Source organism: Stenotrophomonas genospecies 3 (assembly GCF_054473855.1).
On record NZ_JBTMUR010000001.1, the window covers coordinates 375,551 to 390,150 of the forward strand.

At 67.4% G+C, this 14,600-nt stretch carries 12 protein-coding genes; 4 read left to right on the top strand and 8 right to left on the bottom strand.

Annotation, left to right across the window (positions count from 1 at the left end; translation table 11 throughout):
• Positions 1 to 4: 4 nt before the first annotated feature.
• A complete protein-coding gene (locus tag ACX9OT_RS01665) occupies positions 5 to 976 on the bottom strand; it encodes a helix-turn-helix transcriptional regulator (protein ID WP_010481302.1) in 972 nt (323 codons plus the stop codon).
• An 81-nt stretch (positions 977 to 1,057) separates the two neighbouring features.
• Here ACX9OT_RS01665 and ACX9OT_RS01670 point away from each other — a divergent pair, with 81 nt between their 5' ends.
• Together ACX9OT_RS01670 and ACX9OT_RS01675 are read left to right on the top strand one after the other, a co-directional pair.
• The gene (locus ACX9OT_RS01670; RefSeq protein ID WP_049399177.1) at positions 1,058 to 1,660 is read left to right on the top strand and encodes a LolA family protein; all 603 of its coding nucleotides are present in this window, start codon (positions 1,058 to 1,060) and stop codon (positions 1,658 to 1,660) included.
• A gap of 107 nt (positions 1,661 to 1,767) precedes the next feature.
• Complete coding sequence (locus ACX9OT_RS01675; RefSeq protein ID WP_010481298.1) at positions 1,768 to 2,544, top strand: DUF481 domain-containing protein; 777 nt, start codon at positions 1,768 to 1,770, stop codon at positions 2,542 to 2,544.
• A 115-nt stretch (positions 2,545 to 2,659) separates the two neighbouring features.
• On the opposite strand, the gene hemC is transcribed toward ACX9OT_RS01675, so the two are convergent.
• The 5 genes from hemC to mdoH all read right to left on the bottom strand — a co-directional run bounded on the left by hemC (position 2,660) and on the right by mdoH (position 8,579).
• A complete protein-coding gene (gene hemC, locus ACX9OT_RS01680) occupies positions 2,660 to 3,571 on the bottom strand; it encodes a hydroxymethylbilane synthase (RefSeq protein WP_049463313.1) in 912 nt (303 codons plus the stop codon).
• A 583-nt stretch (positions 3,572 to 4,154) separates the two neighbouring features.
• Positions 4,155 to 4,886, bottom strand: coding sequence for a LytR/AlgR family response regulator transcription factor (locus ACX9OT_RS01685; protein WP_010481294.1), 732 nt, complete (start codon positions 4,884 to 4,886; stop codon positions 4,155 to 4,157).
• Between the two features lie 10 nt (positions 4,887 to 4,896).
• A complete protein-coding gene (locus ACX9OT_RS01690) occupies positions 4,897 to 5,940 on the bottom strand; it encodes a sensor histidine kinase (RefSeq protein ID WP_177179491.1) in 1,044 nt (347 codons plus the stop codon).
• Positions 5,941 to 5,943: 3 nt separating this feature from the next.
• Positions 5,944 to 6,603, bottom strand: a complete 660-nt coding sequence (locus tag ACX9OT_RS01695; RefSeq protein WP_080291776.1) for an alpha/beta hydrolase — start codon at positions 6,601 to 6,603, stop codon at positions 5,944 to 5,946.
• Positions 6,604 to 6,653: 50 nt separating this feature from the next.
• Positions 6,654 to 8,579: a glucans biosynthesis glucosyltransferase MdoH gene (gene mdoH, locus ACX9OT_RS01700; RefSeq protein ID WP_032128590.1), complete on the bottom strand. Its 1,926-nt coding sequence runs from the start codon at positions 8,577 to 8,579 to the stop codon at positions 6,654 to 6,656.
• A 493-nt stretch (positions 8,580 to 9,072) separates the two neighbouring features.
• On the opposite strand from mdoH, the gene ACX9OT_RS01705 reads away from it, so the two are divergent.
• Entirely contained in the window at positions 9,073 to 11,118 is a 2,046-nt protein-coding gene (locus ACX9OT_RS01705) for a TonB-dependent receptor domain-containing protein (RefSeq protein ID WP_049463474.1), read from the top strand.
• Positions 11,119 to 11,178: 60 nt separating this feature from the next.
• Here the strand turns inward: ACX9OT_RS01705 and ACX9OT_RS01710 are convergent, their stop codons facing one another.
• On the bottom strand, positions 11,179 to 11,349 hold the full coding sequence (locus tag ACX9OT_RS01710) for a hypothetical protein (RefSeq protein ID WP_165929944.1): 171 nt from the start codon (positions 11,347 to 11,349) through the stop codon (positions 11,179 to 11,181).
• Positions 11,350 to 11,566: 217 nt separating this feature from the next.
• On the opposite strand from ACX9OT_RS01710, the gene ACX9OT_RS01715 reads away from it, so the two are divergent.
• Positions 11,567 to 11,953, top strand: a complete 387-nt coding sequence (locus ACX9OT_RS01715) for a DUF2628 domain-containing protein (RefSeq protein ID WP_049423770.1) — start codon at positions 11,567 to 11,569, stop codon at positions 11,951 to 11,953.
• Between the two features lie 95 nt (positions 11,954 to 12,048).
• Here the strand turns inward: ACX9OT_RS01715 and ACX9OT_RS01720 are convergent, their stop codons facing one another.
• Positions 12,049 to 14,580: a methyl-accepting chemotaxis protein gene (locus tag ACX9OT_RS01720; RefSeq protein WP_032128587.1), complete on the bottom strand. Its 2,532-nt coding sequence runs from the start codon at positions 14,578 to 14,580 to the stop codon at positions 12,049 to 12,051.
• Positions 14,581 to 14,600 lie beyond the last annotated feature (20 nt).

Genomic DNA, 14,600 nt, shown 5'->3' on the forward strand with positions numbered 1-14,600 from the left:
AGTGTCAGGAGTTGTCGTAGTTGCTCAGGGCGAGCTCAAGCAGCGCCTTGGCCTGCTCGCGCAGCATCACCGGTTCGACGATCTCGGCATCCGAGCCGTAGTGCAGCACGTCCATCAGCAGCTCGCGCGAGACGCTGTACGGCACCTTCAGTTCATAGCGGCCATCGGCCAGGAAGCGGCCCTGCTGCTTGGAATGCCAGTGCTCGTCGGCCACCCAGCGCGCGGCCTTGGCGCTGAACAGGATGGTCGCCCAGCCCTTCGGCGCACCGGAGAAGATGCCGTAGCTGGCCCCGAGCTGCTCGTCCAGCTCGCTGTCGGCCACGTCGCGGGCGGTGCTGTCGATCACCCGCGCCTTGTGGATGCGATCCACGGCAAAGCTGCGCAGCGCCTCGCGGTCATGGTCCCAGGCATCCAGGTACCAGTTGTCGCGATAGTGGGTCAGGCGCTGCGGCGAAACGGTGCGCTTGGTCGGCTCGTCGGTGGAACGGGCGCGGTACTCGAACGCCAGCTGGCGGCGCTCCAGCACCGCCGAAGCCACGCTGCGGAAGCTGCCTTCATCGAACTTGCGGCCACGGTGCGGAATCACCCGCACCCGGTCCACCGGCCAGCTGGAAACGCCAGCCTGGGCCGCCAGCAGGCTCTCGATGCGCTGCTGCAGCGGTGCCAGCACCGAGGACAGCACGCCGCCGCCGGTCCGCGCCAGCAGGTGCTGCGAGGCCAGCAGGGCATGCAGCTCCTCCGAGCTCAGCCACAGGCCGGGCAGCTCGAAGCGGTCGCTCTCGTCGGCCTGGTAACGGAAGCCGGCTTCGCCGTCGCCCTCGATCGGTGCCATCAGCGCATCGCGCAGGAAGGCCAGATCGCGGTAGACGGTGGCACGGGAGCAACCGAGCTTGTCCTGCAGGGTCGCCACCGTCACCGGATAGCGTGCGGACTTGAGCAGACGATGCAGGGCGGTGATGCGTTCGTATCGGTCCATACCCCCGATTATGTCCGAGTCGCGGGTCTTGTGTGGGACGTTTGGGCTATCGTGGTCGCCCCCCCCCCTCTGGAACACCCGATGCGCCGGTTGCCTGCCCTGTCCCTGCTGGCCTGCCTGCTGCTGGCCGCCTGTGATCGCGCGCCCGCGCCGGCCAGCACCGAAGCGCCCGTGCCTGCGGCGGATCCGGCGCAGGCGGTGCTGGGCGCCAGCCAGCGCTTCTCGGCCCTGCGCAGCTTCCACGCCGAACTGGAGGTGCTGGGCGCGCCCCAGCCGGTGCGCAGCGCCATGGACTTCGTCGCCCCCGACCGCTTCCGGGTGCAGACCCCGGCCGGTCCGCAGACGATCATCGGCGACACCATGTTCCTGCAGGCCGACGACGCGATCCGGCAGGTGCCGACCCCGCCGGGCCTGCTCGAGCAATGGCGCAACCCGCTGCCGGCCGATGCCCTGCCCGCCGATCTGCAGGCCGAAGACCTGGGCAGCCAGTCGCTGGACGGGGTCGAGACGCGTCACTACCGCCTGCGCGGTGCGCAGCCCGGCGAACGCCTGGAGTACTGGGTGGACGCGCAGGGCCTGCCGCGGCAGATCGTACGCAGCGGCAGCAGCAATGGCCGCAGCTTCCAGCTGCGCCTGCGCTATTCGCGCTTCAACGACCCGGCATTGCGCGTCGATCTGCCCTGAATAGGCGATCGCGGCAACGTCTGCTGAAGAAACCGTTTGGATCGATTCGGACCGCCATCACGCTTCCAGTATCATCACCGGCTGTCAACCGCTTCGGAGAAGCCCCGATGTCCCTGCGCGTGTCCCTGCTGATCCCCCTGCTGCTGTGCGCACCGCTCGCGTATGCGCAGGATGCCTCCGAACTGGCGGCGATGTCCTCGCCGTGGAGCGGCAGTGGCGGCGAGCTCGGTTTCGCTTCGGCACGCGGCAACAGCAGCACCGAGAGCTTCAACGGCCGCCTGCGCCTGCGCTACACCGATGGTGACTGGGTGCACAGCATGGATCTGGCTGGCCTGCGTTCCAGCTCCAAGGTGATCGAGACCCGCGACGACGGCTCCACCAGCCGCCGCAACAACACCACCGCCAACCGTTACACCGGCAGTGCCGGCAGCGCGCTGCAGCTGGGCGAGCACCGCCAGCTGACGGCCACGGTGCGTACCGAGCGCGATGACTTCGCCACCTACGACCGCCAGAGCTCGTTCGGTCTGGGTTACGGCACCCGCCTGTGGAACACCGAGCGTTTCTCGTTCGACGCGCAGATCGGCCCCGGTGTGCGCCGCACCCACAGCACCGAGGACGACCGCACCCGCACCGGCATGATCGGCCGCGGCCTGTTCGACATGAAGTACTCGCTGACCGACAACACCGACCTGGTCAACACCCTGCTGGTCGAGTCGGGTTCCTACAACACCTTCGGCCAGAACGACTTCGGTGTTTCGGTGAGCATGAACGAACATCTGGCGCTGAAGGCCGGCTGGCAGGCGCGTTACAACAGTGACGTGGCCGAGGACAAGCGCAAGACCGATACGCTGACCACGATGAACGTGGTCTACAAATTCAAATAAGAAACGGGCGCCAAAGGCGCCCGTTCTTCTTTCGGCAGTGCCGGCCGCTGGCCGGCAACTGCATTCAATCGGAGCACGAGGTTGCCGGCCAGCGGCCGGCACTAGCTGCGATGGCTCAGACGTTCAGCAGTTCGCCGGCACCGGCATCCAGCAGCATCTTCGCCACGCGCTGGCCCAGTACTTCCGGGTCACTGGCCGGGCCGATCGCTTCGGCACGCACCGCCTGGCCATCACTGGCACTGCCGACCAGGCCCTGCAGGTGCAGGTCGGTGCCCTGCCACTGCGCGATCGCCGCCACCGGCACGTGGCAGCTGCCATGCAACGCACGGTTCATCGCTCGCTCGGCTTCCACGCAGGCACGGGTTTCCGCGTCATCCAGGCCCGCGAACAGCGCCATCAGGCGCGCATTGCCACCGTCGCACTCCACCGCCACCGCGCCCTGCGCCGGGGCCGGCAGCCATTGCGGCGGTTGCAGGCGCGCGACGATGCGCGCGCCCAGGCCCAGACGCTCCAGGCCGGCCACGGCCAGCACGATGGCGTCGTAGCCACCGTTGTCGAGCTTGGCCAGGCGGGTGTTGACGTTGCCGCGCAGGTCCAGCAGTTCCAGGTCCGGGCGCAGCGCGCGCAGCTGGGCTTGGCGGCGCAGCGACGAGGTGCCAACCCGCGCACCGATCGGCAGCGCATCCAGCGAGGCGTACAGGTTGGAGACGAAACCATCGGCCGGATCGTGGCGGGTCAGCATCGCCGGCAGCGCGAAGGGTTCATCCAGTTCCATCGGCACATCCTTCAGCGAATGCACGGCGCAGTCGGCCTCGCCACGCAGCATGGCCAGCTCCAGTTCCTTCAGGAACAGGCCCTTGCCACCGATGGCGGCCAGCGAGCGGTCCAGCACCTCGTCACCGCGGGTGCTCATCGGCACCAGTTCCACATGCAGGCCGGGGTGGGCCTGGCGCAGGCGATCGGCGACGTGTTCGCTCTGCCAGAGGGCGAGCGGGCTCTTGCGGGTGGCGATGCGGACGGTTTCCATCCGGTCATTATCGCGCCTTCGGCGCGGATACGGCCAACGGCGGAGCCCCTCGTGGCTGGTGGAGGGGTCATGAAAGCAACAGCCGCGCGTGGCCGGGCGGGGTGGGCCACGCAGGGGACGCTGCAAGTACGTCCATGTAAGCTCGGTCGCCGCATCCATGCGGCTCACGCCCCTGCGCAGCCCACCCCGCCCGACCTCTGAAAGTTTCCGTGCGCGCCAGCCACGGAAGATCAAAAAAAGGAAAAAGCAGAAGCAAAGGCAACAGCCGATTGCTTCCAGGGTCAGATCCCTTTTCCGCAGGAAAAGGGATCTGACCCTTCTTCCCCCACCCGATAACAACAATGCCTTTGCCGTCCGTCACCGGGAAATTCGCGAGGGTGAGGCGGGAAGGGCGGGCGGGACCGTTGGCGCCATGGATGGCGCCATCGAGACCCCATGGATGGGTTCACGGCGTGTCCCGCCCGCCCATCCCGCCTCACCCAGCACGTAGAAACACCGAGCCATGACCCGCTGTTGCTGTTGCTGTTGCTGTTGCTTCAGACGTTGCTCGTAAGCAGTCGCGGCCGCAGGCCGCGCGGACACCTCACAGGTGCCGCAACTCCTGCTTCAGCGTCGCCACGCAGCGGCGGCTGACTTCCAGCGGTTGCTTGCCATGGCGCAACATCGCCTGCACCTGCCCACCCGTGCCACGGCGCAGCTCGACCAGTTCATGGCGCGCCACCAGGCAGTTGCGATGGATGCGGATGAAGCGGCTGGCGAACTCTTCTTCCAGCGACTTCAACGATTCCTCGATCAGGTCCTCGCCGCGCGCGTGGTGCACCACCACGTACTTCTCTTCGGCCTGCAGGTAATGGATGTCGTCCAGCGGAATCAAGCGCAGGCTGCCGCGCAGGCGCGCGCACAGCATGCTGCGCGCCTGCTGCCCGCGGTGGTCCTGTGGCTGGCCATCGCGGCCGGCCAGGAACGTGCGCGCGCGCGCGATGGCCGCGGCCAGACGCTCGGCGCGTACCGGCTTCATCAGGTAATCAATCGCGGCCGCCTCGAACGCCGACAGCGCATGCGCATCGTAAGCGGTGCAGAACACCACCGCCGGCCGTGGCTCGAAGCTGGCCAGGTGGCGGGCGGCTTCCAGGCCATCCAGCCCGGGCATGGCGATATCCAGCAGGACCAGGTCCGGCTGCAGCTCCGCGCACGCGTGCAGGGCCTGCTCGCCGTTGCCGGCCTCGGCCACCACATCCACGCCGTCCTGCGCGGCCAACAGGCTGCGCAGGCGCTCACGCGCCAGCGGTTCGTCATCGGCGATGACTACCCTCACGATCGCTCCCTCACTGGATCGGCACTGTCACCTGGCAGGCATAGTAGCCCTCGCTCCAGCCAGCCGTCATCCGCGCGGCGCTGCCGAAGCGCCAGGCCAGCCGATGGCCGATGCTGTGCTGGGCATGGCCGGCACCGCGCGCCAGGGCCAGCCCGGGGGCCTGCGGGTCGGGCGCCGGATTGCGCACGCAGATCTGCAGTTCATTACCCTCGCGCATCAGCTGCAGCTCGATGGTGCCACCCTCGGGCAGCCGCGAGATGCCATGCAGCACGGCGTTCTCCACCAGCGGCTGCAGTACCAGGCGAGGCAGGGGAAGATCCCAGGGCAGCGGTTCGTCGCGCTGCCAGCGCACCTGCAGGCGCTCGCCCAGGCGCAGTGATTCGATCGACAGGTAGCGCTCGGCCAGCTCGCATTCGTCACGCAGGGTGGAATCACCCTCGCCCGCCCCCAGCGCGGCACGGAACAGATCGGACAGGTCCAGCACCGCACGCTCGGCCACGACCGGGTCGCGATGCAGCAGGCTGGCGATCAGGTTCATGCTGTTGAACAGGAAATGCGGGCGGATCCGCGCCTGCAGGGCATCGGCCTGTGCGCGTGCGTTGGCCTGTACCTGCGCGGCCCAGCGATCACTCACATAGAAGTAGCGCAGAGCCAAGGCAGTGATCAGCGCCGTCGTCGCCGCGCTGCCCAGCGTGAAGCGCCAGAAGCTGATGCCGCGGGCGAAGCTGTCGCCAAGCACCGCGTACAGGGCATGCACGATGCCCGCGCAGACCACCGCGATCAGCGTCGCCAGTGCGATGGCCGAGACCGCCCCCAGAACCTGTGGCAACCTCGACAACGCGTTCCGCAGCAGGCACAGGCTGGCCGTTACAGCCAGCGCCAGCCACAACGCGAAACCACTGGCCGACAGCAGTTCGCCCACAGTCCAGTGGCGGCTGCCATCCGGAGCCAGGGCCAGCACCACCACCACCAGTTCGGCCAGGCCGAGCATCGCCGCCAGCCGCGGCAGGCGGCACAGTTCCGGCATCCAGGGCGGGGCGCTGGCCGGCGGCATGGGTCAGGCAGCGCCCAGGCGTTCCTGCAACCAGTCACCCAGCGCCTGGATCTCTTCGGCGCAGACCTGGTGGGCCATCGGGTAACTGTGCCATTCCACCTCCAGGCCCAGCGCCTGCAGTGCCTGCGCACTGTGTGCGGCCACCGCCTGCGGAATCACCGGATCGCTGCTGCCATGGGCCATGAACACCGGCACCTGCACGGCGCCTTCAGCGCGCTTTGCGCCGTCGGCTTCGGGCAGGTAGGTGGACAGCGCGATCAGGCCGGCCAGCGGCGCAGTGCGTGACAGCGCGGCGGTCAGGATGATCGCGCCCCCCTGCGAGAAACCGGCCAGGAAGATCTTCTCCGGCGCGATGCCACGCTCGATCTCGCGCGCGATCAGCGCATCCAGCTGTACCACCGATTCCTGCACGCCCACCATGTCGGCGCGCGAACGGAAATCCATGCCGACGATGTCGTACCAGCCGCGCATCGGCACGCCGTTGTTGATCGTGATCGGCCGCACCGGTGCATGCGGGAACACGAAGCGCAGCGCCGGCCAATGCGGACGCACCAGCTCCGGCACGATCGGCGCGAAGTCGTGGCCATCGGCACCGAGGCCGTGCAGCCAGATCACCGACCACTGCGGCGAGGCGCCGGTCTCCTGTTCCACCGTTTGCAGCATGATGCGGCTCCTTCAAGTTCGAGCCGCATTATGCCGCTGCCGCGGGACGATCAGTACAGCGGCGGTTGTTCGGCCGCTTCCCGGCGCAGCTGCGCGGCGCGTACCAGCACCGGCGGCGGGATGTTCTCCTCGGGGATATCAAGCAGGCCAAGACGGTGCAGGAAGGCGCCGGGGCCACGCGAAGACGTCAGTGCCACCACCGGTACCGCCAGCACCATGCCGATCACCACCGGCGCCATCCACGCGGCCAGCGATGGCGACACCGCCCAGGCCAGCATGCCCATGAAGGCGCCGAACACCCCCAGCCCACCGTAGCCACGGATCAGCGCCAGCCACGAAATGCCACCATCGTCACGCTGCTGCGCGTCCCACCCCGAATCGCGGCCGGACAGCACTTCGGCCACGCCGCGCGACTGCACGTACATCACCACCGGCGCCATCAGCGCGGCCAATACGGTTTCCACCAGCATCGAGACGAACGCGCGCAGGGCACCGCCACACCCGCGGCGGTCGACCGGGTCCAGCAGCATCGCCAGGTAACCCAGCACCTTGGGCAGCAGCAGCACCGCCATGGTCGCCGCGAACAGGCGCACCACCTGTTCCTCGTCCTGGGCCCGCCAGTACACGCTGGGCGACAGGTGCAGCAGCGCGTTGAAATCGATGCCTTCCTGGAACAGCGGGATGGCGATGCCGATCAGCATCAGCATCGCCCACATCGGCGCGGTGAAGTAATGACCGATGCCGATCAGCATGTGCATGCGGCTGATCCAGTGCAGGCCACGGCTGCCGACCACCTTGCCGTGCTGCAGGTTGCCCTGGCACCAGCGGCGGTCGCGCACCAGCAGGTCGGTCAGGGTCGGCGGACCTTCTTCATAGCTGCCGCCCAGGTACGGCACCATGTGCGCGGCCCAGCCGCCACGACGCATCAGCGCCGCTTCGACGAAGTCATGGCTGAGCACGTGGCCACCGAACGGCTTGCGCCCCGGCAGCGCCGGCAGCCCGGCCTGATCGGCGAAGGCGCGGGTGCGGATGATGGCGTTGTGGCCCCAGTAATTGCTCTCGGCACCGTGCCACCAGGCCACGCCACGGGCGATCACCGGACCGTACACACGGCCGCCGAACTGCTGCATGCGCGCGAACAGGGTGCGCCCGCCGATCACCGACGGCAGGGTCTGGATCAGGCCGACGTCGGCGTTGTGCTCCATGCCCGCGACCAGGCGCACGATACTGTCGCCGGTCATCAGGCTGTCGGCGTCCAGGATCAGCATCTGCGGGTAGGCACCGCCGAAGCGGCGGACCCAGTCGGCGATGTTGCCGGCCTTGCGCCCGCTGTTGTCGCCACGGCGGCGGTAGAACAGCCGCGCCTGGCCATCGGGCACGCGCTCGCGCAGTTCGGCGAACACCTGCTCCTCGGCCCGCGCGATGTCTTCGCGCCGGGTATCACTGAGCACGAAGAAGTCGAACCGGTCGAGCTGGCCGGTGGCGGCCACCGACTCGTAGATCGCCTGCAGGCCGGCCAGCAGCCGGCGCGGATCTTCGTTGTAGGTCGGCATCAGCAGCGCGGTGCGACTGTGCACGGTCGGCAGTGGCTTGTCCGGGTCGATGCCGAGGCGATACCCCCGGTCGAACACGGCAGTCAGGAAGCCGGCCACGGCGCTGGCGAAAGACAGCGCGATCCAGGCGAACAGGCCGACAAACAGCACCAGCAGGCAGGCCTCGAGCACGCTGATGCCATTGGCCGACAGCACCCGCCACATCATCCGGGTAGCGATGGCGGTCATCGCCAGCGTGCCGCCGAAGATATAGAACCGGCGCAGGCCGATCAGCCGCGGCGAGGTGCGGTGGCGGCGAACCTTCAGTTGGCCTTCGCGCAGGGTCTGCTCGGGCATCTGCAACGGCGATTCGGCCGGCAGCAGCGTCCAGCCGGCATCAAGCCGGGACGTATCTGCTTCCGCATGGATGGTCTGCACCTCCATTGCCGCCTACTCCGCGCAGTCGGCACGGCCGGCCATCCCGGCCGGGCTGCATGCACCAAGGTTCCCGGCGCGCTTTCCCGGCGCCCGCACTTGTCCTGGCTGCGTCGGCGTCACGCCACGCAGTCGCTGTCTGTCACTACCGGAACCCACACGATCTCCAACGGGGCGGAATCGAAAATGCGGCTCAGTCTAGGGCGCCGGATGTAAGCCGAGTGCGAAGGTCTACGCCGGGATTTATCCCCATTCAGCAAACAGCAGGCGAGTGCCGGGGCAGGGGAACGGATGTCACTTGGTCGCCCCAGGTACTGGATCGTAACAAACGCGAACGGTTATCATTTCATTAACCAGGCAGGTCACCGTCTTCCGCACGGCCGAGACCCACCCAGCTGCGCCGGTTCCCACCCAGCGCCCAACGACCCATGGAAGGGGGCTGCCTGCTGTCTGCGTGCGCCTGCTGCTTCCACCGGGTCCCCCTCCTCCGATGGAAGCCGTCATGTCCCTGTCGTTCCGTACCCCTTCCGCGCGCCTGCCGCGCACCCGCCTGGCCTGCGCTCTGGCCACCGCCTGCCTGCTGGCCCTGCCCGGCCTGGCCGCCGCAGAGGCCAGCGCCGATGCCTCCACCAAGGATCTGGATACCGTGGTGGTCACCGCCTCGGGCAACCAGCAATGGATCAAGGATGCACCGGCCAGCATCAGCGTGATCAGCCGTGAGGACATCGAGCGCCAGCCGGTGCACGACCTGGCCACCCTGCTCAGCCGCGTGCCGGGCGTGACCGGTGGCCTCAGCGCGGTCGGCGAGCAGTCCAAGATCAAGCTGCGTGGCATGCCGTCCAATTACACGCTGGTGCTGGTGGACGGCAAGCGCATGGGCAGCTCGGCCTCGACCAACTACCGTCCCGACCTCGGCCGCCAGGATCTGAACTGGATCTCGCCCGACCAGATCGAACGGATCGAGGTGGTGCGCGGACCAATGTCGTCACTGTACGGCTCCGACGCCATGGGCGGCGTGATCAACATCATCACCAAGCGCATCGGTGATGACTGGAACGGCAGCGCCACCCACAGCTATACCCGCCCGGGTGATGGCAAGCGCGGTGATACCCAGCAGATCGGTGCGACGTTCTCCGGCCCGCTCGGCGAGCGCTTCGGCCTGCGCATCGGTGCCAACAGCATGCGCCGCGACTCGGACCGCTCCAACGGTGGTGTCTATGGCAATGCCTACGCCGGCGAGAAGGACCGCAATGTCGACGCGCTGCTGCAGTGGAAGCTCAGCGATGCGCAGGAACTGTCGCTGGAAGCCGGCCACGGCGTGCAGCAGGCCTTCATCGACGCCTCGCTGGAAAAGCAGGACGAAGGCGCCTGGGGTGCCAGCGAACTCAAGCGCAGCTCGCTGGCACTCAACCACGATGGCAAGTGGAGCTTCGGCAACTCGAAGCTCAGCGCGTACTGGACCGAGTACAAGAACGACATCGGTGCCACCGGCCGCTCCGAGGCCACCGATACCATCATCGAAGGCAGCCTGACCACGCCGTTCACCCTGGGCGTTGAACACCAGTTCGCCGTCGGTGGCCAGTGGAAGCGCCAGGAACTGACCAATACCGATACCATCGGCCGCGCGCCGATCGACTATGCCGGCAATGCCGTCAGCGGCTCCAACCTGGAAGTGGTTACCTGGGCATTGTTTGTCGAGGACGAACTGAAGCTGCACCGCACGCTGGCGCTGACCGTGGGCGCACGCCTGGATCACCATGAGAAGTTCGGCAGCCACGTCAGCCCGCGTGCGTACCTGGTCTGGCACCCGGCCGAACAGTGGACGATCCGCGGTGGCGTCTCCAAGGGCTTCCGCGCGCCCAGCCTGACCGAGAATTCGCCCAGCGCGGCCACCCAGTCCGGCGGCCGCGGCTGCACCTCGCTGATCCCGCTGGGCTATACCCGCGGTGGCTGCTACATGGCCGGCAACCCGGACCTGGACCCGGAAACCAGCACCAACCGAGAGATCGGCATCAGCTTCGACAATGACCTGTTCGATGCCGGCCTGACCTACTTCCATACCGACTTCAAGAACAAGATCGAGTACGCGCCCCTGGGCAAGTTCAACGGCATCTGGTGGACGCGCATGAGCAACGTGCAGCGCGCGCGCACCAGTGGCATGGAAGGCAACTTCAATGTCCGCTTCGGCGAGCAGTGGCGCTGGCGCACCTCGGCCACCTGGATGAAGGAAGCCAAGAACCTGACCACCGGCAGGAATCTGATCGATACGCCGGAGTTTTCCGGCTATTCGTCGCTGGACTGGACGCCCAATACGGTGTTTTCCAGCAGCCTGTCGGCGCAGTACACCGGCAAGCAGACCGGTACCGCCACGACCTTCCTCAAGGCCTACACCCTGTATGACCTGACCGCAGCCTGGAACGTCAACGAGGTACTGACCCTGCGCGGCGGCGTCAGCAACCTGGCCGACAAGAAGCTGTATGCGGAGGGCTCCACCGACTACTTCGTGGCCGGGCGCAGCTACTTCATGAGCATGACCGCGCGGTTCTGACCGGCGGCGCGCGCCGCGATCGCGCTGGCAGCACGCCAGCGCGATCGGCGGTGTTGCGGATTACTCGCTTTCCAGCGCGGCCGCGGCCGCGTTCTGCGTAGCGGCCGTGCGTGCACGGTCCATCGCTACCGCCAGTTGCTGGCGTGCGAGCAGTTGTTGTGCCTGCACCACTTCAGGTGTCGGCAGGAGCACCGGTCCCGGTGCGTTTTCCGGTATAGCAGGTGTGGTCATGCAACCTCCATGGACATCCCGCCGCCGCCCGGGTTCAGCTGGGGCGGCAGCGGAACTGCGCACCCTATCCTAAAAACAAGGCGGATGGGTGACGGTGCGGCGCCCCGCCGCAGGCCTGCACATGCCGGGCGCGTCACATTTTTGACGGTTGAGGGTAGTTTCCTGAACCGTCGGCCCCGTATCATGTAACCGTTTTCCTACAAGGACGTAATCGTCAATGAACACCGTCGACCTCTCCCGCTTCAGCCCGAAGTGGCAGTTCCGCTTCAATTTCTTCCAGCAGCACGGCGCTCCGAAGGAGCCGCGCTTCAAGGAAGCCTGGAAGGCGCTGTCCTTCGGCGACCGCCTCAAGATCAACATCAACTTCTTCGCCTTCTTCTTCGGCTTCATCTACCTGTTCATTCTGGGCATGTGGCGCAAGGCGCTGGTGGTGATCGGCATCGGCCTCGTGCTGGGCATCGTGTCCCTGTTCCTGCCGGACATCATCGCGCGCCCGCTGTTCATCGCCATGAACTTCCTGGTTGCCGCCAGCACCAACTACAGCTACTACCTGGAGCAGGTGAAGGGCAAAGCCAGCTGGAATCCCTTCGAAGGCATGTTCTGACGCGATGCTGCCGCCGCACTCCGGCCTGGCATAGCATCAAGCAGAAATGAAGACGCCCGGCCTTGGCCGGGCGTCTTCATGTGCGCGCAACAGGATCAGGCCGCGCGGCGGACCGTAGCCACCGGCTCGGCCTGCAGGCGGAAGCGCGAGACCGCCACCGCCAGCTGCTCGGCCTGTTCTTCCATTGCGCGCGCAGCGGCACTGGCCTCTTCCACCAGCGCGGCGTTCTGCTGGGTGGTCTCGTCCATCTGCACCACGGTCTGGTTGACCTGCTCGATGCCCGCCGACTGCTCGCGCGAGGCTGCCGAGATCTCGGCCATGATCTCGTTCACTCGGCCGACCTGGCCGACGATTTCCTGCATGGTGCGGCCCGCGCCGTGCACCAGCTGCGCACCGGCACCGACCTGCGCCACCGAGGCGTCGATCAGCTCCTTGATCTCCTTGGCCGCGCCTGCCGAGCGCTGGGCCAGCGCACGCACTTCGCTGGCGACCACGGCGAATCCGCGGCCCTGTTCGCCGGCACGCGCCGCTTCCACCGCCGCGTTCAACGCCAGGATGTTGGTCTGGAACGCGATGCCATCGATTACCGAAATGATCTCGGCAATGCGCTGCGAGGAGGCCTCGATCTGTTCCATGGTCTGCACCACCTGGCTGACCACCTGCCCGCCTTCGCTGGCCACGCCCGCTGCGGAGCCGGCCAGGGTGTTGGCCTGCAGCGCGTGGTCGGCATTCTGGCGCACCGTGGAGGTCAGCTCTTCCATCGAGGCCGCGGTCTCTTCCAGGTTCGCCGCCTGCTGCTCGGTGCGGCGCGACAGGTCACTGTTGCCGGCGGCAATCTCACCCGCCGCCAGGCGGATGCTGGCCGCCGACTGCTGGATCTGGCCAACGATCTGGGTCAGCTGCTGCACGGTGCTGTTGGCATCGTCGCGCATCACCGCGAACACGCCGTGGAAGTCGCCCTGCATGCGCGCGCTGAGGTCGCCTGCGGCAATCGCGCGCAGCAGCGTCGACAGCTCGGCCAGGTTGTGGTCGCTGACCTGCATCATGGTGTTGAGGGTTTCCACCATGCGGCGGAAGTCGTGGTCGAAACGCAGCGTGTCGCCGCGCACCGCAAAATCGCCGGCGGCGGCGGCAGCGGCCAGCTGCTGGATCTGATCGTTGATCGCCGCCAGGTTGCTCTTGGTAGTGGCCATTGCAGCGGTGAACACCGCCTTCTCGCCCGGCAGCGCTTCCATGTCCACGCTCAGGTCACCCACCGCATAGCGCTGCATCACGTCGACCAGGCGCTGGGTGACGGCGTTGCTGGAGGCCACCAGCTGGTTGCTGTCAGCCACCATCCGGCCGTACTCACCCGGGAACGCCGAGGCGTCCATGCGGTAGCTGATTTCACCGGCGTCATGGCGACGCGCCATTTCCGCCTGCGCCGCCATCACCGACTGCAGCTGCCCCCGCATGCCCTGCATCGCGTCCAGCAGGCGGCCCACTTCGTCGTTGCTGCGTGCCGGCAGGGTGCTGTCCAGCTTGCCCGCGGCGACATCGCCGGCCACGCGCACGGCTTCGGCCAGTGGGCGGATCGCCAACCGGCGCAGCAGCACATAGACACCGGCACTCAGCGTCAGCGCGGCCACCACACCAACCAGCAGGGTCAGCCACAGCAGCTGGCGCGCCTCGGCCACGATCACCGCGTGCGGCATCACCACACCCAGTGCAAAGCGCTGCGGCGCATCGCCCACACGCAGCGGCACGTATACGCGCACGTTGCCGGCGGCATCCGGAGTGAAGGCTTCGAACCGGCGGTCGGCGGCGATGTCTGCCAGCATGCTGCGGGTCAATGCGTCGCCTCGTGGCTTGCCGATTTCGGCGGCATTGGCCGAGGCCAGCACCACGCCATTCGGCGAGAGCAGTTCGACGCGCCCGGCGCCCATCGGCTTGAGCGTGGCCAGGTGCTTCTGCAGCGCCGCCAGCGAGAAGTCCACAGTAAATACACCGAGGAACCGGCCGTTTTCGATGATCGGCGTGCTCAGCGTGCTCATCAGCACCTGCTGGCCACCGATGTCGTAGGCGTAGGGCTCGCTTACCTTCGCCAGCTTGTCGCGGCTGGGCACCATGTACCAGTCACCGGAGCCACTGGCCGTCTCGGTGTAGTCGGTCATCGTCGACTGCTGCGGCTTGCCATCGTGCCAGGCCCAGTAGCTCATGTAACGACCGGTGGCATCGTGCGCTTCAGTGTTGACGAACTCGGCATCCTTGCCATCGAAGGCGTCGGCCTCCCACATGGTGCTCTTGCCCAGCCACTCGGGGTGGGTGCGCAGCTGCTCGCCCAGCACGGCAGCCAGGCTGGCACGGTCCGGAACATCGCCGCGCGCGCGCTGGGCGAGCACGGCCTCGACCATGGCGTCGTTGCTGGCAAAGGCGGTGCCCAGATCGGCCGCGACCTGGCGGGCTTCGGCGGTGGCTTCGCTGGCCATGGTCTGGCGCGAGGCGTCGATCAGGCTGGCGCTGGCCTGGCGGTAGATCAGGAACGCAGTCAGGCCGAAGCACAGCAGCGCGATCGCAGCGGTGCCCAGCATCAGCTTGTGGGCGATGCTGCCCGGGCGGCGGGCAGCGGCGGAACGGGGAGAAGGCATGGAAGGATCCGCAAGGCAGT